Below are 17,284 nucleotides of genomic sequence, written 5' to 3' on the forward strand. Positions count from 1 at the left end.
CAACCGTCCGGCGCGGTGGGCCTGCCGGCGTTGCCGTCTCGTTGTCCTCAGCGCAGGGTGACGCGTCCGTTGGGGGTGTCGAGCGTTGCCTCGAAGGTGACCGTGTCGCCTGCCGCCACGTCCACGTCGATGCCGATCGCGCTGTGCAGCGCCCGGATGTGGTCGGGGTCGGGATGCGTGCCGCCGAGCGAGACCAGCGTGCAGCCGGTCGGCGTGACCGTGGCTGGATGCGTGGTGTTGCCCCATTCGATGACAAACGGGACCAGTCCCGGGCCGGCCGACATGGTCAGCGACCAGTGGATTTCCTCGCCGTCGGGCTTCACGCGGCTCATCGCGGAGATCGGGCCGGGGTCCTCGCCGCAGGCCGCCATGGCGGCGGTCACATCCTCGATGGTCTCGCCTTCGGAGGCGTGTATGGCGAAGGTGATGAGCCGGCCCTCACTCATGGCGTCGATGTCGAACGGGCGGCCGTTCGGCGGGTCGGGCTGGTCGGGGTCGGGGGCGATGATTTCCAGATAGACGTCGTCGCCGAGCGACATGAGGGTGTTGCGGGTGCCCATGCCCGGATGCGGCCCGCCCGGCGCGGCCGACATGCCGACCAGCGCCTCCACTGCGGCCGTGCCGGCCGCAAGATTGGGCGCTGCGTACACGATGTGATCGATAGCTGCCATGCGGGCACGTTAGCCACGGGTGGCGGGCCCGTCAGCACCGGCGGCGCTAGTCGAAGGCCTCTGCTGCGGCGAGTTCGGCGACCTTGTCGGCGTCGTAGCTCAGGTGCTGGGTGAGCACCTCGTACAGGTGCTCGCCGAGTGCGGGTGCAGCTCGTTCGGGCCACACACGGCTGCGCGACATGGTGAACCGGGGTGCTTCGATGATCGTGGTGCCGTGGGTGGAGTGGGGGACTTCGACCCAGTGGCCCCGGTGCGCAAGCTGCGGGTCGACCGCCAGCTCGGGACTGTTCTGCACCCGGTGGGCGGCGATGCCTGCCGCTTGGCACTGCGCCTCGACATCGGCTTCGTCAAGCTGGCTGGTCCATGCCGACACTGCAGCTTCGAGCTCTTCCCGGCGGGCGAGGCGATCGGCGAGCGGCAGTGCTGCAAGGTCGGGGCGCCCGATCAGCCCGGCCAGCTCAGTCCATGCGCTGTCGTCCTGGGCTACGACGGCCACCCAGCGATCATCGCCGGCGGCCGGGAAGACGCCGTGTGGGCAGTAGTGCTCGCTCTGGTTGCCGCGCCCTCCCACGACAGTGCCGTTGCGCAGGTACTCCAGCACTGCCGGGGCGATGAAGTGGACCGACGCCTCAGCCTGGGAGAAGTCGAGGTAGCGGCCCTCACCAGTGCGGCCCCGGTGGTCGATTGCGGCGAGCAGGCTGGCTGTGGCCGGATGGGGCGAGGTGTAGTCGGTGATGGCGCCGTAGGGACCGACCGGGGCACGGTCGGGCCAGCCGGTGATGTTGTAGAAGCCGACCATGGCGCCCGACAGGTTGCCGTACCCGCCGAAGTTGGCGAGCGGGCCGGACTGGCCGTACAGGCAGCTCGACAGCATCACCACCGAGGGGTTGATCTCGCGGACGCTCTCGTAGTCGAGGCCCCACGAGCGCATGATGCGCGGGGTGTACGACTCGCACACCACATCGGCCCAGCGCACGAGATCGTGCGCGACCTCGCGGCCTGCGTCAGTGGCCGGATTGAGCGTGATGCCGAGCTTGCCGGCGTTCATGTTGTTGAACGTGGCGCCGTTCTCGGGACCGGGGTCGTTGTCGATGAAGGGAAGGAATGTGCGGACGGCGTCGAGCTTGACCGACGACTCCACCCGGATCACCGTCGCGCCTGCATCGGCCAGCAGGCGGGAAACGGTGGGACCGGCTACCGCCCACATGAAGTCGAGCACCTTGAGCCCTTCGAGCGGGCGCTCGGGCGCCGACGGCTCTGGTGAGGTGGACACTGCGGGCTGGCGCGTGCGGGCCAGGATCTCGGCGGTGTGCTCTCCAGCGGCCGGCACCCGATGGGCTGAGCCGTTGCTGGGCTCGGGCTTCATCCAGTGCCCCGGGTAGCGCTCGCCGTCGACGACGTCCCAGTAGTCACGTGAAGCGAGCTGCTCGGAGGCGACGAGATCGGCCGTGGTCGCCACCGGTGCAAGCAGCAGGCGACGCTCGAGGGCGAGGGCGAACAGCTCGTCCTTGGTGCGTGACGCCGTGAACGCAACCACGCAGTCCTTGACCCGCTCGAACTCGTCGAGTGTCTCGCTGCCGTCGCCGAGCGCCATCCCGTATTGCACCCAGTCCTTGTTGGCTGTGGCCTCATCGCAGAAGCCCGCTTCGTGCACCAGCGCCATCATCCGGCCCGTTGCCGGCCCGATCGCCGCTCCGAAGACGTGCGTGAACGAGACGTACCCGTCCTTGGCCGGGTACACCACCCGCAGCCGGATGGGTCCGCTGCGGATGCCGCCACCGCCCCGCAGCGTCAACGGGGCGTTGACCAGCGAGCACAGCACCGACGACATGGTCGAGTTCATCGCCACGGCCTGAGCCGACACGTCGATGTGCTGGCCGAGCCCGGACTGGTTGCGTTCGACGAGAGCGAGCACCGTTGCTGCGGCGGCTTGGCCTGCTGCGTGCAGGAATGCCTGCGGCACGCCGACGCCCAGCGGCGCCCGGTCCTCATCGCCGCACATGTGCATGGGGCCGCCCGATGCCCACACGGTGAGATCGGTTGCCGCCCAACCGGCCTTGGGACCGGTCTGGCCGAACGGCGAGATCGAGGCGACGACGAGTGCCGGGTTGATCTCGGCGAGCGTTTCGGGCCCGAGGCCGAGCGAGGTCATGTGGCCCGGCGGGGCAGATTCGATGAGCACATCGGCACCAGCCGCGAGCTGCCGCAGCGCATCGGCACCGCTGGCAGTGGTGATGTCGACCTCGACGGACTTCTTGCCGCGTGCGTAGGAAGCATGGGTGAGCGAGGTGCCGATCGCATCGAACGGCGCCAGCCGCCGAACGGGGGAGCCTCCCGGCGGCTCGACGGCAATCACCTCGGCGCCGAGCCTCGCCAGTATGAACCCGGCCAGGTGCCCACGGTCGTCAGTCAGGTCGAGCACCCGGTACGGCGACAGCAGCGTCATACGTCGTCGTTGCTTGCTGCGTCGGGGCCGAGTTCGGTGTGGAGCACTGCGTGGGTGACGGCTTCGGTGTCGGGTTCGGGCAGCTCGAAGTGGCCGAGCGCATGGGCGATGAGCGCGTCGTGGGCGGCTTGGCGCTCGGCAACGACGTGATCGACGAGGCCGTCGCGCTCGAGGTCGGCTGCGTCGGCGGGATCGGCGGCCCAGGCGAGCACCGCGATATCGGGGTTGTGTTCGCGGGCGATGCGGGCGAACTGTTCGACCGCTGAGGGCGGGCTGTCGACCGCCAGCGCGATGCGGGCGTCACGCAGGCCCGCGCGTTCGGCGATCACGTGGCGCGACACGTCGCCGACGAGCACCTGCCGTCCTGTGGATGCGGCCCACCGCTGGGCCTCGGGGTCGAGCGACACGATGGTGTAGGGGATGTGCGCCAGCTCGAGCGCCGAGACGATGCGCTGTGCCCGGGGGCCGAAGCCGTTGACGACGGCATGGTCCTGCAGGGGTTCATAGTCGCCGGGGTCGTGCTGATCGGACGGCCTGACGGCGTCGCTGTCGTGCGGCCGACCGCGCGGGCCGCCGCTGAGGTCGGCGTCGGATCGTGCTGCGAGCGACTGGCCCCAGCGGGCACCGAAGGGGCTGAATGCCATCAGCAGCACGGTGACGGCGATGAATGCGTCGGTGCCGTCGGCCAGTCCCGCCGGAACGAGCCCGACGTCTTGGCCGGCTCGTTCGAGCACGAAGGAGAACTCGCCGATCTGTGCCAGCACGATCGCCCCTGAGATCGCCACCGCTCGCCGCTGGCGCACCAGCAGCGCTGCCGTGGTGGTCGCGAGCATCTTCACCACGACCACGGCTGCGGCCAGGCCGATCACGAGCGGCAGATTGCGCACCAGGTAGCCGACGTCGAGCAGCATGCCGATGGACACGAAGAACGTCGCCGAGAACAGGATCTGCAGCGGCATCACTTCGCCGAGTGCCCGCGCAGCCACCCGGCTCTCGCTGACCATCAGCCCTGCGAGGAACGCTCCCAGCGAGATCGAGACATCGAGCAGGCTGGTGGCGTACGCCGTGCCGAAGCAGATGGCCAGCACGGTCAGCAGGAAGACTTCGGCCGACTGGATCCGCGAGACGTACTTCAGCACGGCGGGCACCAGCGTGCGGGCAACCACGATCACCGCCACCACGATGCCGGCGGCCTTGGCGAAGGCGATCAGCACGTCGGACGGGCCGGTGATCTCGCCGCCGAGCAACGGCACCGCCAGCACCATGGCCACAATCGCCAAGTCCTGGAAGATGAGCAATGCCACCGACACGTTGCCCACCGGCGACGTGGTGGCTCGCCGTTCAGCGAGCACCTTCAGCACGATGGCCGTGCTGCTGAGCGACACGAGCAATCCGGTGAACACTGCCGTTCGCCAGTCCACGCCGAAGGCGGCCACGACCCCGGCAACGATGCCGGTGGTGAGGCCCACCTGTACAGCCCCGCCCACCAGGAACAGCGACGCGAGCCGCCGGACCCGTTCAAGGCTGAACTCGATGCCGAGGGTGAACAGCAGCAGCATCACACCGATGTCGGCCGATTGGTTGACCAGATCGATGTCGCTGATGAGGCCGGTGCCGCTGGGCCCGATGATCGTGCCGGCTGCGAGGAAGCCGACGATCGGCACCACACCCAGACGCGTCGACACGAAGGCGATCAGCGTCCCCGCAACCAGCAGGATCGCCAGCTCGGTGAACAACGGCGGTGCCGACGCAGCCAACAGCACTTGGGTCCGAGACTATTGGTGCGGACGCCTCACGGGACCTGCAGGTCTGCATCGAGCGAACCGGGGCACAAGTACGTTGGCCCAGTGGTTGACGGCGGCATCGCGTTCGGCATCGTGTTCCTGGCGGAAATCGGCGACAAGACCGGGCGATGCGGCGGTCCTACCGGTGGGTGAGCACGACGTTGTACGACGTCAGGATCATCTCGAGGTAGAGCCGTGCGCTGCCGGAATCGAGGACTCGATCATGGGGTGGGAGCGGCAAATCGCCGACGACCTCGGCGAAGCAGTCCGGACCACAGCGGTCGTCGAAGAAGACGTATGAGAACCCGGCGGGTTCTCGGTGCGACTGCCAGGTCAATCCGCATGCCCAGGGCGCCCAGTCTCGGATGGCGGAGGCCCAGTGCCGAGTCAACGAATACTCCGAGGCGGGTGTCGAGGTCAGCCAGGTGTCTTGACCGATGGCTCCCAGGTCTGTGCCAGACCGGAGCGTCACGAGTTCTAGGTCACGGGTCACCTCGATCTCTGCGATTCTCAGATCCTTGATCGCCGCTTCGGGGAGGATGCGGGCGCCGTGACTGACCGCCGGCAGGTCGCGCAGCAGCTTCTCGCTGATCGCTGTCTCGGCGTCGTCGCCGGCATACAGGTACGCGTACGGATCGCTTGGTGTCGAGTCGAAGCGGCCGCCTTCTAGTGAGTGAGCCGCCACGGTCGGATTGAACGCCGTGGCCTCGAAACGCGTGCGGTGGATACGTACGAGCTGCCCTCCCTGTCGCACAACGTGGCGGCGAGGAGCGCCCGTGTAGTTCGGCGGCGGCTGTTGGCGGGGAGGCAAGTGCTGTTAGCCGACCGGCTCTGCGACCGCTCGTGCGAGTACCGGCAAGTCATCTGCTCTGTCAGTACCGACGAGTTCCATCGGGACGGCAGCGACACGGGCGTTGGTCGAGACCCACCACGATGCGACACCCCAGGGATCGTCAGAGGCGCCGAGCAGTTCGTTCACGGCGCGGACCTCGGGGAAGATGTCCTCGCGCAGGTGATCGAACTGAAAGACCGGGTACAAGTAGCCGCGGCCTCTTGGCAGGCCCAACAGCCAGGAGCGCATGCGCCGCTGGCGGACTATCTCGCGATTGGCTGGCTTCGCCCCCAACGCGACTGCGGCGCCATTGGGCTCGAGCATCGGCACCTGCCAGATGGCCTCCATCGCATCGCCTCGCAGCCGTGCCTGGATGAGCTCCCGGTATGCAGCGGCATCGAACACCTCCCGCGGACTGCCGCCGATCTGCCCGGTGAGTTCGCGTCCGGATGCCAGCAGCGTCAGCAATGACCGCACCCGGCGTTCTTCGTGCTCGAGCTCGGAATGCCGGGCGGCAATCTGAGCAGCAATGTCGAGCCAGAGGGAATCATCCGCTTCAGTCAGCCCGAGCGCGAGCAGGTCGACGAGCTGACGGTACGCCTCATCGTTCAATCGCTCAGCTGCCATAGCCTTTTCCTGACGGTTGTGACGTAAGTATATCGCCGTCAGGAACGTCAGAACCAATAGGCACGTTTACCTATGGCCCAAAACCAGTGCCGCTGGCCAGAGTTGACTTCTGGCTCGGGTTCCGTGTCTTGCTAGCGGTTCGGCGTCAGCGAACCTCGAACGCATCGAGGTGCAGGTCGCGCATCTCGCGACGGAAGCGGGTCCAGCTGCCGGGGAAGAACGGCAGGATGCGACCGTTGCGGTCGCGGTACCAGCCGGGGCAGTCGCCCGCCCAGCTCATCTCCTGCAGCTCCGCCTGGGTGGCTTCGGCCCATTCGTGGGTGGCGTCTCGGCGAGCCTCGATGGCGCTCGCGCCGCGGGCGAGCAGGTGTTGGATCCAGCGGCCGATGTAGTTGGTGGCGACCTCGGCCGTCATGAACACCGGAGCATGGCCTGGGGATCCGTTGACACCAGCGACGGTGAACCAATTCGGGAAACCCGGGATGGCGACGCCCCGGAATGCTTCGGGCGCCCGAGCGAAGGCTGTGCGCAGGTCGAGGCCGTCGCGCCCGTAGATCTCCAGCGCAGGCCCGCCATCGGCCCGGCCACCCAGCTTGTACCCGGTGCAGAAGATGACGACGTCGACATCGACCTCGGTGCCGTCGGCGCTGACCACGCCGTTCGGGGTCAGCGCGGTGACGCCGTGCGGGACGAGCGTCACGTGATCCAGCGCCAGGGCGGGGTAGTAGTCGTCGGAGACCAGGATGCGTTTGCACCCCGGGTCGAACGAGGGTGTCAGTGCGGCGATCGTGTCCGGATCGGAGATCGCAGCGTGCATCTGGTCCATGACCTCAGCGCGCAGCTCCTCGATGGCGTCGGTCTTCTTCTCGAACGCCCGTTGCCACAGCATGGTGTCGCGGTACTGCTGGCGCCGAGCACGGTGCCAACCCTCGTCGGTGGCCAGCTCCGCCTTCTCCTCATCGGTGTAGAAGCGGTTGCGGCGAGGGCGAACCCAGTTGGGCGTGCGCGAGTACACGAAGACCTCGGCCGCGTCCTTCGCCACCTCGGGAGCCACCTGGACCGCGGCCGCTGCGCTGCCCACCACCGCGACCCGACGCCCGGCGAGCTCGACGTCGTGGCGCCACGACCCGGCGTGCCACACCAGGCCTTCGAAGGAGTCGAAGCCGTCGAGGGTGGGGTAGTGGGGTTCGGTGAGGCCACCAGTGGCTGAGACGACGAAGCGGTGACGGAGCCGTTCGCCCTCTGCCAACTCGAGTTCCCAGCAGGCGTCGTCAGGCTGCCACGATGCCCGTTCGACGGTGGTGTTGAGCCGGATGTGGTCGGCGATGCCGTACTTCTCGGCGCACGACCTGATGTAGGCCTGGATCTCGGGTTGGCCGGAGAACACCATCGAGAAGTCGGGATTGGGCTCGAAGCTGTAGCAGTAGATGTGCGACGGGATGTCGCAGTGCAGTCCGGGGTAGGTGTTGCGCAGCCACGTCCCGCCGACATCGGACTGCTTCTCGTAGACGACGAAGTCGTCGATGCCCAGACGCTTGAGCTGGATGCCCATCACCACGCCGCTGAGGCCCGCGCCCAAGATCCCGACCAACGCCATGGCACTAGTGTCTCAGCGGAGGCCGCGGGGACGGGCAGGCTCGAACATGACGGTCTACGACGAAGCGCACGAGTGGTACTCGGCTCACTGGGATGCCGAGATGCCCGTGGGGGACTGGTGGCGGCTCATCTCCGAGTCGGGATGGGGCTATCCGTTCTGGCCGGCCGATCGGTTCGGTCGCGGCCTCAGCCACGTCGAAGCCACCGAAGCCGATCGCGCCCGAGATGACGTCGGGGCGTTCGGGCCTCCGAACGGGGTGTCGGTGACGCTGGTGGCGCCCACACTGTTTGAACACGGTCCCGACCTGCTCCTCGATCGCTACCTGCCCAAGATCGCCACAGGTGAAGAGCTCTGGTGTCAGCTCTTCTCCGAGCCCGGCGCCGGATCGGACCTGGCAGGGCTGCGGACCACCGCCGAGCGAGATGGCGACGAGTGGATCATCAACGGCCAGAAGGTCTGGACCACTGCCGCTCACACGGCCGATCGGGCCGTCGTGATGGCGCGCACTGACCCCGATGTGACCAAGCACCAAGGCATCTCGTTCTTCTGCATCGACATGGGCCAGCCCGGCGTCGAGGTTCGCCCCTTGCGGGACATGACCGGTGACTGCGAGTTCAACGAGGTCTTCATGGACAACGCCCGCGTGCGTCACGACGATGCGATCGGCGGGCTGAACAACGGCTGGCGGGCGGCCATGACGATGCTGGCCGTCGAGCGCGAGCTCGATGCCGTGGGCCACGACGGTGGCGGCGACGTCGTCAACAACGTCGACCTCTCGGCGCCTGTCGGGGTGGTCCAGCATGAGCAGGCCACCAGCACCGGCATCTCGGGTTTCAGCTACACCACAGGCGCCATGAAAGACCGGGTCGTCCGATCGTTGCTCGACGACGAAGATCGAACCGATCCGCTGCTGCGTCAGGCGTTGGCCAACGCACACATCGAACGAGCCGTCCTGGACTGGAACGGCGCTCGACAGGTGAATCCGTCGCTCGGCAAGCTCGCCAACTCGCTGTTGTGCCGCACCCTGCGCGATCTGGGCTTCTCCGGTAAGGGCATGCCCGCACAGCTCGGCCGCGACGATCAGCCCGACGGCGGCCACTTCCTGAAGACGGCACTGTTCGCCCAGGGCATGGCCATTGCCGGCGGTACCGACGAGATCCAGCGCAACCTCATCGGCGAGCGAGAACTCGGTCTTCCCAAAGAGCCTGATCCAACCCGGGGTCTGGCGTTCAGCGAACTCCCCGACCAGTAGGAGAAGCCAATGCCCTACACCGCACAACAACTGTCGGACCTCCAGGACATCCGCGACGTCCTGCACTCGTACTGCCGCGCCATCGATGACAACCGTCCCGATGACGTGGTCGAGCTGTTCACCGATGACTGCGAGTACGACTACGGCGGCGATCTCGGGACGTTCAACGACAAGGCGTACGCGTACAAGTTCTTCCGGGCGGGGACCGACAAGATCTACAAGCGGTCTGCGCACTACGTGAGCAACATCGAGGTCAGCTTCAACGGCGACGACTCGGCCGAGACGGTGACCTATCTCGACGCGTGGCACGAGTTCCACGAGGACATCGACAACGCGTGGGTCTTCGGCCGCTACGTCGACTCGTTCGTGCGCACCGGCGCGGGTTGGCGGATCTGCAAGCGCCAGGTGCTCACGATGGGTCAGGAAGCGTGGCCCCGCGAGGTCGACTACATGGCGCGCCACGTGTTGCCGCCTCGTCGCTGAGGTTCGCCACGCCGTTGGGGGCCGCCGCCTCGCCGGTCAGCTGACGCCCGACGGCACGCCGTCGATCATCACGCCGGTGTCGTGCAACTTGTCGATCTGTTCGTCGGACAGTCCCAGCTCCGCCAGGACCTCGCGGTTGTGCTCGCCCTGGAACGGCGCCAAGCCTGCGGGGGGTAGCTCGCCCGCGCTGAACTTCCAGGGCGGCGATGGGACGCGAGCGGTGCCCCCGGCACGGTCGTCGACCTCGCGGATGGCTCCACGCTCGGTGGCCCACGCGGACTCGGCGATCTCCGACACCGTGCGGATGGTGCCCACCGCTAGCCCAGCCTCACTGACCTGGGCCTCGAGCTCTTCGATGGTGCGGAACGTCAGCACCCAATCGCGGATCTCGGCATGCAGCTCGGCCCAGTTCTGGCGCCGGAATTCGGGGGTGATGAACCGGATGTCGAGCAGCAGGTCGTTGCGGCGCATCATGGCGCAATAGCGCTGGAACACGAACGTGGCGACGGGGCTGGCCGCAATGGTGATGAGCTGGCCGTCGGGGAGCTCGAACACCGGCGATTCAGGCGCGCTGAGGGCCAGCGGTTCGCCTTCGACGTCGATGTCCGACAACTCGTAGCTCACGCGGTCGTTGACAGCGAGCATCGAGTGCACCATGGCCACGTCGACGTGTTGCCCTTCGCCGGTGCGGTCGCGGTGCGCCAGCGCGGCCAGCGTGGCGATCACGCCCTGGAGGCCGGTGTAGACGTCGGCGTGGTTGTACGCGTCGTTCTCGACCGAGGTCAGCGTGTCGCCGTAGTGGCGCGAGATGATCTCTGTGAACCCCGACTCGGCCTGCACCGTCGGGGCGAACGCCGGCCGGTTGCGCCACGGACCGGTCTGGCCGTATCCGCTGATCGACACCATGATCAGCGTCGGGTTGACGGCGAGAAGATCCTGGTATCCGAGGCCAAAGCCGTCGAGCGTGCCGGGCCGGAAGTTCTCCACCACGATGTCGGCCTCGGCCACGAGCTGGCGCACGATGTCCTGGGCTTCGACGAAGTTGAGGTCGAGGCTGATGGCGCGCTTGCCGCTGTTCTGCTGGGCGAAGTAGAGCGACATCGGTCCGACGTGGGGCTGGCCGCTTCGGCCCGTGTCCGGTGCGGGGGGCTCGATCTTGACCACCGATGCGCCCAGGTCGCGCAGTTGCTTGGTGCAATGGGGGCCGGCGAGCACCCGGGTGAAGTCGACGATCTTGACGCCGTCCAGCGGGGTGGTCATCGGCCCTGGAAGATCGCGGTGCCGGGACCGGTCTCGGCGAAGGCGGTCATGCCGGTCTGGAGGTCTTCTGAGGCCCACACGGGCTTCGCGGCCTCGTCCTGGACCACATCGGCGGCTCGCACACCCTCGCTGGTGGTGATAGCAGCCAGGCGTTTGATGGCGGCGTAGGAGACGTTCGGGCCCGTCGCCAACTGGCGGGCCCACGACAGTGACGCATTCTCCAGTTCGTCGTCTTCCACCACGACGTTCACGATGCCCCACTTCTCGAGCAGCACAGGATCGTGGCGGCGAGCGAACATTGCGATCTCTTTGCCGCGGCTCGCGCCGGCTCGATCCACGACGCGTTGCACTCCGCCGAGCAACGGCATCAGGCCCAGGGTGGCTTCCACGAGTCCGAGCCGGGCCGACGCCCCGCAGATGATGAAGTCGCAGGCCAGGGCGACCTCGAATCCGCCGCCGAGCGCGAGGCCGTGGACGGCGGCGATGGTGGGCAGCGGCACGCCTTCGAGTCGTTCGAGGACGGCGGCCGCGTCCTGGGCGCGGCCTTCTTCCGATCCGAACCCGTCGACGTCGGCGCCGGCCGAGAAGTGTTTCATCTCGCTGCGGAGCAGGATCGCGCGGCCACCGGCGTCTGCTGCGCTTTCGAAGGCCCCGATCAGCTGGTCGATGAAGGCGCCGTTGAGCAGGTTGTGCGGTGGCTTGGCCATCGTGACCACGGCGACGGCGCCGTCTATCTCGAGCCGGACATGGTCGGACATGAGCCAAGTTTGCCCGACGCTCGGCTGTCCCCGCAGAACTTCGAAAACCATGCTGCTGGGGCCGCAACATCTCAGTACGGTCGTTGAGGCGATCCTGATCGGAACACAGCCATGCCCAAGAGCTCCCAAGCCCGCGTCTCGACTGACATCGCGACACGGTGCGAAGTCGGTCCTCGGGATCGGCAGGAGGATCGCGTTCGTGCAGCCGTGAACAGCGACGGTTCTTGGATGTTGGCGGTGGCCGACGGGCTGGGCGGCCATCCGTTCGGGGACGAGGCAGCGCAGGCGGCAGTGGATGCGCTGCCGGAACGGATCGGCAGCCCCGCCGAGATGGCGGCGGTGTTCGATGCGGCCAACGCGGCGACGTGGGCGCTGCATCCGGAGATGAGAAGCCCCGACGACGGTCTGTCGTCAGTAATCGCGTTGACGACGTTGGTAGTTGCTGCGTGGACTCCCCAAAGCGGATTGTTGGTGTCGTGGGTGGGCGACTCGATGGCGTTCTTGGTGCCGGTCGCTGGCGGGCCGGGGTGGCACAGTACCCCGCACGGCGGTCCCATGGGATTCGTGAGCCGTGGCGTCGGCATGTTTCGTGCGGGTCATGGCGACGGCTACGAGCTGCCACCTGGCCATCTCGAGAATCTGAGCGATGATGTCCCGACTGGGCGTGTCGAGGGCTGGATTGAGGATCAGGGGCTGCTGGTTGTGCTGGCGAGCGACGGGTTGTTCGATCCGGTACTGATGGCTCACGACAGGGGCTGGTTCGGCGATGATCCCGACGACCTCAGCCTCGGCTTCGCATTGCCGCCCGACCAGCGGGGCTCCGCCGACGCCGTGGCCGACACGTTGATGGACACCGCCCAATTCGCCGGCCTGATCGACAACACCACCATCGCAGTGGCCCGCATCGCCGGAACTGGGAGTGGAGCTAAGGGGAATTGAACCCCTGACCTCTTCCATGCCATGGAAGCGCTCTACCAACTGAGCTATAGCCCCGAGGCTCCACGACGATACCAGCGCGCTGCTCAGAACTGAGAGTGGATCGAGAGGGCGATCGGGCGCGCAAGCGGTGCGCTGCGGGCATATCGTCGGGCACATGAGCATTCCCGTGGAGCCCGGCGACATCGGCAAGCAGATGGAGCAATTCGGCGACGCTGCGTATGTGCTGACGGTGCGCGACGATGCCACGCCGCACATCGCCCACTTGGCGATGCGGCTCGACGGCGAGGTGCTGCGGTGCGGCGCCAGCCGTTCGGCTGCGGCCAACGTGGCGCAGCGGCCGACGATCTCAGTGCTGTGGCCGCCGTACGAGCCGGGCGGCTACTCGATGATCGTCGACGCCGTGGCCCGCACGGTCGACAGTGCCGACGGGCCCGAGTTGGAACTGCGGCCGACCAGTGGCGTCCTGCACCGGCCTGCAACGCCGGCAACCCCGGCGACCAATCCCAACTGCAGCTCAGACTGCGCCCCGCTCAGCGCCTGAGCCAGCGGGCGCTAGCTCTCCAGGTCCGTTGCTGCGCCTGATGCTTCAACGACGCTTCGAGCCGGCTGGGGCTAGCTCTTCAGGTCGTTGAAGATTGTCTCCCAGCGGGAGCGGTCGCCCTTGTAGGGGGCGTAGAAGCTGACTCGGTCGACGACGTCGTCGAATCGGCGCTTCAGCTCGGTGGCCACCTGCTCGGGCTCGGCCACTACGGCGAACGCATCGAGGATGTCGTCGTCGACCAGGTTGGCCATCTCGACCCAGCGGCCTTCCTTGGACATGGCGTTCAGCTCGGTCTGCATGTCGCCCCAGCCATGGCAGTCCAAGACCGGCCGGTAGGCAGGCGTGGAGCCGTAGAACGCCACCTGCTGCTTGGTGGCCTGGCGCGCCTTCTCCATGTCCTCTTCGGTGTTGCCGGTCACGATGAACGACGGCCCCGAGATGGTGATCTCGCTGGGATCACGGCCGGCCCGGGCAGCACCCCGCTCGAGCGCCGGGATGGTCTCTTCACGCAGGTACTTCTCGGTGGTGAAACCGTGGCACAGGAAGATGTCGCAGGTCTCGCCCGCTACCGCCGTCATCAGCGGGCCCACGCCCGCCAGCGCCAGCCGCGGCGTGCCGTAGGGATTCGGCCCGGGATCGAAGAACGGCGTCATCAGCGTGTGCTCGTAGAAGTCACCGCGGAAATTCAGCTTCTCGCCGTTGTTCCAGCAGTCCCAGATGGCCTTGATCGCCATGATCATCTCGCGCATGCGGGCCGCCGGCTTGGACCATTCCATCGAGAACCGCCGGGTGATGTGCGGGCGGATCTGGCTGCCCAACCCCAGGATGAATCGCCCTTCCGACAGCGTCTGGATGTCGTTGGCGCTGTAGGCCAGCGTCATCGGGTTGCGGGCAAAGCCCACCGCGATGTTCGTGCCGAGGTCCACTGTCTCGGTCGCGTGCGCGATGAGCGGGAGCATCGTGAACGGATCGTGGCTGGTCTCTGGCACCCACAAACCGTCGTAACCCAATGCTTCTTGTTCTCGACTCGACTCCATCAGGTTGTCGAATCCGCTTGTGACTCCGAGGCCGCCATCTACCTTCATGGCCGGGAGAGTAGTAGCTAGAGGTTTGCCAGCACCGACTCGGCACGCTCGGCCAGCGACACGATGCTCTGCGGGAACTCGTGGACCTCAGGAGGTATCTCTGGTATTGCGCCGCCCACGTAACGCGCATGCACGCCTTCGAGAATGCAGGCCAGGCGCCAGCTCGCAAAGGCGAAGTGCCATTCGATGCTGCTGATGTCGCGGCCGGTCAGCTCGGCATAGGCGTGTGCGAGCTGGTCGCGGGTCCAGAAGCCCTCGGCCGCGGTGGCGTCGTGCCCGAGCGGGTTGAAGCCGTCGTCGGCCTCGACCCAGTAGCCCAGCAGGAATCCCAGCTCGGCGACCGGGTCGCCCAGCGTGGAGATCTCCCAGTCCAGCACGGCCGCCAAGTCTCCGTCGGTTGTGGAAAGGCAGTTGTCGAGGCGGTAGTCGCCGTGGACCAGGGTGGCCTCGGTCTGCGGCGGGATCGAGGCCACCAGCACATCGTGGACGCGTTCGATGATCGGCAGGTCCCGCGACGTCATGGCGTTGAACTGGCGCCGCCAGACGTGGAGCTGGCGAGCCACGTAGTCCTCCGGCCGACCGAGCGTGGCGAGCCCCGTGGCCTCCAAGTCGGTGCCGTGGATGGCGGCGAGCACCTCCACCATCCGCAGGCTCAGCGCCCCGCGGGCCTCAGGGGTGAGCGTCTCGGCGTCGTCGAGCGAGCGCAGCACGGTGCCGTCGACAAAGTCGGTCACATAGAAGTCGGCGCCGTTCACCTCGGCGTCAGTGCACAGGCCCACGACCGGCGGTGTAGGGACCTCGGTGGGCTCCAGCGATGACAGCAGGCGATGCTCGCGCACCATGTCGTGCGCCCCGGCCAGCAGGTGCGCCAGCGGCGGACGGCGCAGCACCCACCGGCAGCCCGTGGCGTCGCTGACGCGGTAGGTGAGGTTGGAGTGGCCGCCGGCGATGATCTCGAACTGCAGTGGCGGGCTGAGCTCGACCCGTTCGGCCATCCAGGCCGTGACCGGCTGAGGATTGATGCCGGCGACCGGACTGCTCGCATCGGAGACTGCGTCAGACACCGTCGTTCCCTCGTCGCGTCGACCTCACAGCGCTCCATCATGGCCGCGGCGATGCCGTAGTGCCCACCGCCAGCGCCAATACGCTTCGCCGGTGCTGTTCGTGACGATCTACACCACGCAGTTCCTCGTCACGGCATCGATGGGCGTCATCTTCGCCTACCTGGCGGACCTGCAGGATCGATACGGCCTCTCCCACCTGGAGCTGGGCATGGTGGCCGCCGCTGGCTTCGTTGCCGGCTTGGCAGCGCAGCTGCTGCTCTCTCCGTTGGTCGACCGGGGCCACCACCGTCTCGTGGCATGGATCTCGGTGGCTGCAGCAGTGTTCGGCGCTTTTGGATTCGTGTTCGCGGAGGACACATGGTCGCTGGTGACGAGCCGGGCCTTGGCCGGCCTCTCCTTCGGACTGTTCGGTCTGGTTGCGCGCAAGGCGCTGATCGGGCGCGACATCAGCGGCAGCGGCGCCAAGGTGGGAGGCCTGCTGTCGTGCGCTGTGGCGGGATTCATCAGCGGTCCAGCGATCGGGGCGGCGCTCAGCAGCGTTTCGTTCGAGGCCCCGTTCCTTCTCACCGGCACGCTGATGCTGGCGCTCGGACCGGTCGCGGCAGTGCTGATCTCGAAGTCGCCGATCGCCGCGGCCGCGGTGGACTACTCGCATCTCGCGCGCCTGCTCCGCCGCCCGCGGGTCCAGGCGGCCATCTGCGTACACGTCGGCGTGTGGGGCCTGATCGGCATCTTCGACGCGACCGTCGACCGCTACCTCACCGACGTGGGATTGTCGTCGGCAGAGCTGGCTGTGGGGCTGCTCATCATCGGCATCCCGCTGATGGCGTTGCCGCCGTACACCGGCGCCCTGGCTGAACGCCTCGGCGGAGGTCGCATCGGTGTCCCCGCACTGCTGCTCTTTGTCCCGGCTGTGCTGCTGTATGGCTGGATCGGGGGACTGGCGAGCTTCATCGCCGTCGGCCTCGCCGAAGCAGTCACCGAGTCGTATGGCGTGATGGGTGCCCAAGTGCTCGTGCTCGAGGCCACGGGTGCCGAGCAAGCGGCCATGGGGACCGGGGTGCTGGAGGCTGTCGGCCTGCTCGTCGCGGCTGGCGCCGCATTCGGCGGCCCGCCGCTGTACGGCCAGTTCGGGCCGCGTTGGCTGTTCGGCGGCTGGGCGGTGGCGTGTCTGTTCCTCGCGGTGATCGCGATGCTGAGACTGAAAGCAGTGAAAATCCCACCAAAGGTCATCACACAGCCTCACTAGGGTCGCGTTCATGCGGGCGCCGGGCCCAGGGCCCTCAGCACATGGGCGCTCCACCGACTGGCGTTCTGTGGCGGCTGAGGCAGCCGGTTTCGCTCGGCGGATCGGCATGGTGCCGGCTTTGATGCTGCTCGGTGCTGTCGGCGCGATGGTTGCTGCAGGATTTCTGGCCGGGGTGCGGCACGGTTCGCCCGAGCCCATCGAGCTGCCCCTCGCAGCGGCCGAAGCACCGCTCCCGGTAGCGACGACGCAGCCGTCGCTGCTGAAGGTGCACCTCGCCGGCGCGGTGCGCCAGCCAGGGCTCTACGACGTCCCTGCCGGGTCGCGAGTAGGTGACTTGGTCGACACAGCCGGTGGGCTCGAAGCCGACGCCGATGACGCAGCGGTCAACTTGGCAGAGCGGCTGAGCGACGGGCAGCAGATCTATGTGCCGGTGGAGGGCGAGCTGCCTGCCGGCGAGGAGCCGGGTTCAGATCTCGCCGGACCGATCGACGTCAACACCGCCACGGCATCGCAGCTCGACGAGCTGCCGGGCATCGGCCCATCCCTGGCGACGGCAATCATCGCCTACAGGGCCGAGCACGGGCCGTTCGCGACGCTGGATGCGCTTGAGCAGGTACCCGGGATCGGGCCCTCCAAGCTGTTGCGGCTGCGGCCCCATGCAACCGTCTGAACCGTCCTTGTCGCCGATGCCGTCGT

At 67.5% G+C, this 17,284-nt stretch carries 16 protein-coding genes and 1 tRNA gene; 6 read left to right on the forward strand and 11 right to left on the reverse strand.

Annotated features, from left to right (window positions below; translation table 11 throughout):
* Nucleotides 1-47 precede the first annotated feature (47 nt).
* From ACOQPE_RS12450 to ACOQPE_RS12475, 6 genes are all read right to left on the reverse strand, one after another.
* Complete coding sequence (locus tag ACOQPE_RS12450; RefSeq protein ID WP_420609221.1) at nt 48-671, reverse strand: VOC family protein; 624 nt, start codon at nt 669-671, stop codon at nt 48-50.
* Nucleotides 672-717: 46 nt separating this feature from the next.
* Nucleotides 718-3,117, reverse strand: coding sequence for a CoA transferase (locus ACOQPE_RS12455; protein ID WP_420609222.1), 2,400 nt, complete (start codon nt 3,115-3,117; stop codon nt 718-720).
* Nucleotides 3,114-4,880 (reverse strand): cation:proton antiporter, encoded by a 1,767-nt coding sequence (locus ACOQPE_RS12460; protein ID WP_420609223.1) that lies wholly within the window; start codon nt 4,878-4,880, stop codon nt 3,114-3,116. The genes ACOQPE_RS12455 and ACOQPE_RS12460 overlap by 4 nt, the downstream gene beginning before the upstream one ends.
* 160 nt (nt 4,881-5,040) lie before the next feature.
* Nucleotides 5,041-5,655: an RES family NAD+ phosphorylase gene (locus ACOQPE_RS12465; RefSeq protein WP_420609224.1), complete on the reverse strand. Its 615-nt coding sequence runs from the start codon at nt 5,653-5,655 to the stop codon at nt 5,041-5,043.
* 63 nt (nt 5,656-5,718) lie between these two features.
* Entirely contained in the window at nt 5,719-6,360 is a 642-nt protein-coding gene (locus ACOQPE_RS12470; RefSeq protein WP_420609225.1) for a hypothetical protein, read from the reverse strand.
* Nucleotides 6,361-6,505: 145 nt separating this feature from the next.
* The gene (locus ACOQPE_RS12475; RefSeq protein WP_420609226.1) at nt 6,506-7,957 is read right to left on the reverse strand and encodes a flavin-containing monooxygenase; all 1,452 of its coding nucleotides are present in this window, start codon (nt 7,955-7,957) and stop codon (nt 6,506-6,508) included.
* A gap of 46 nt (nt 7,958-8,003) precedes the next feature.
* On the opposite strand from ACOQPE_RS12475, the gene ACOQPE_RS12480 reads away from it, so the two are divergent.
* Both ACOQPE_RS12480 and ACOQPE_RS12485 read left to right on the forward strand, forming a co-directional pair.
* Nucleotides 8,004-9,209, forward strand: coding sequence for an acyl-CoA dehydrogenase family protein (locus ACOQPE_RS12480; RefSeq protein WP_420609227.1), 1,206 nt, complete (start codon nt 8,004-8,006; stop codon nt 9,207-9,209).
* Between the two features lie 9 nt (nt 9,210-9,218).
* Entirely contained in the window at nt 9,219-9,692 is a 474-nt protein-coding gene (locus ACOQPE_RS12485; protein WP_420609228.1) for a nuclear transport factor 2 family protein, read from the forward strand.
* A gap of 36 nt (nt 9,693-9,728) precedes the next feature.
* On the opposite strand, the gene ACOQPE_RS12490 is transcribed toward ACOQPE_RS12485, so the two are convergent.
* Nucleotides 9,729-10,952, reverse strand: a complete 1,224-nt coding sequence (locus ACOQPE_RS12490) for a CaiB/BaiF CoA transferase family protein (RefSeq protein ID WP_420609229.1) — start codon at nt 10,950-10,952, stop codon at nt 9,729-9,731.
* Nucleotides 10,949-11,710, reverse strand: coding sequence for an enoyl-CoA hydratase/isomerase family protein (locus ACOQPE_RS12495; protein WP_420609230.1), 762 nt, complete (start codon nt 11,708-11,710; stop codon nt 10,949-10,951). The genes ACOQPE_RS12490 and ACOQPE_RS12495 overlap by 4 nt, the downstream gene beginning before the upstream one ends.
* 111 nt (nt 11,711-11,821) lie before the next feature.
* Here ACOQPE_RS12495 and ACOQPE_RS12500 point away from each other — a divergent pair, with 111 nt between their 5' ends.
* Nucleotides 11,822-12,649, forward strand: coding sequence for a PP2C family protein-serine/threonine phosphatase (locus ACOQPE_RS12500; RefSeq protein ID WP_420609231.1), 828 nt, complete (start codon nt 11,822-11,824; stop codon nt 12,647-12,649).
* Here the strand turns inward: ACOQPE_RS12500 and ACOQPE_RS12505 are convergent.
* Nucleotides 12,631-12,703, reverse strand: a tRNA-Ala gene (locus ACOQPE_RS12505). The genes ACOQPE_RS12500 and ACOQPE_RS12505 overlap by 19 nt on opposite strands.
* A 100-nt stretch (nt 12,704-12,803) precedes the next feature.
* Between ACOQPE_RS12505 and ACOQPE_RS12510 the strand changes: the two genes are divergently transcribed.
* Complete coding sequence (locus tag ACOQPE_RS12510; RefSeq protein ID WP_420609232.1) at nt 12,804-13,190, forward strand: pyridoxamine 5'-phosphate oxidase family protein; 387 nt, start codon at nt 12,804-12,806, stop codon at nt 13,188-13,190.
* 71 nt (nt 13,191-13,261) lie between these two features.
* Here ACOQPE_RS12510 and ACOQPE_RS12515 read toward each other — a convergent pair whose 3' ends face one another.
* Complete coding sequence (locus ACOQPE_RS12515; RefSeq protein ID WP_420609233.1) at nt 13,262-14,275, reverse strand: LLM class F420-dependent oxidoreductase; 1,014 nt, start codon at nt 14,273-14,275, stop codon at nt 13,262-13,264.
* 17 nt (nt 14,276-14,292) lie between these two features.
* Nucleotides 14,293-15,339, reverse strand: coding sequence for a phosphotransferase family protein (locus ACOQPE_RS12520; RefSeq protein WP_420609234.1), 1,047 nt, complete (start codon nt 15,337-15,339; stop codon nt 14,293-14,295).
* A gap of 91 nt (nt 15,340-15,430) precedes the next feature.
* Between ACOQPE_RS12520 and ACOQPE_RS12525 the strand changes: the two genes are divergently transcribed.
* Nucleotides 15,431-16,588: an MFS transporter gene (locus ACOQPE_RS12525; RefSeq protein WP_420609235.1), complete on the forward strand. Its 1,158-nt coding sequence runs from the start codon at nt 15,431-15,433 to the stop codon at nt 16,586-16,588.
* A 10-nt stretch (nt 16,589-16,598) separates the two neighbouring features.
* Nucleotides 16,599-17,258: a helix-hairpin-helix domain-containing protein gene (locus ACOQPE_RS12530; protein WP_420609236.1), complete on the forward strand. Its 660-nt coding sequence runs from the start codon at nt 16,599-16,601 to the stop codon at nt 17,256-17,258.
* The last annotated feature ends 26 nt before the right edge of the window (nt 17,259-17,284 follow it).

It is taken from the genome of Candidatus Poriferisodalis sp. (assembly GCF_965219595.1).
Classification (GTDB): domain Bacteria; phylum Actinomycetota; class Acidimicrobiia; order Acidimicrobiales; family Poriferisodalaceae; genus Poriferisodalis.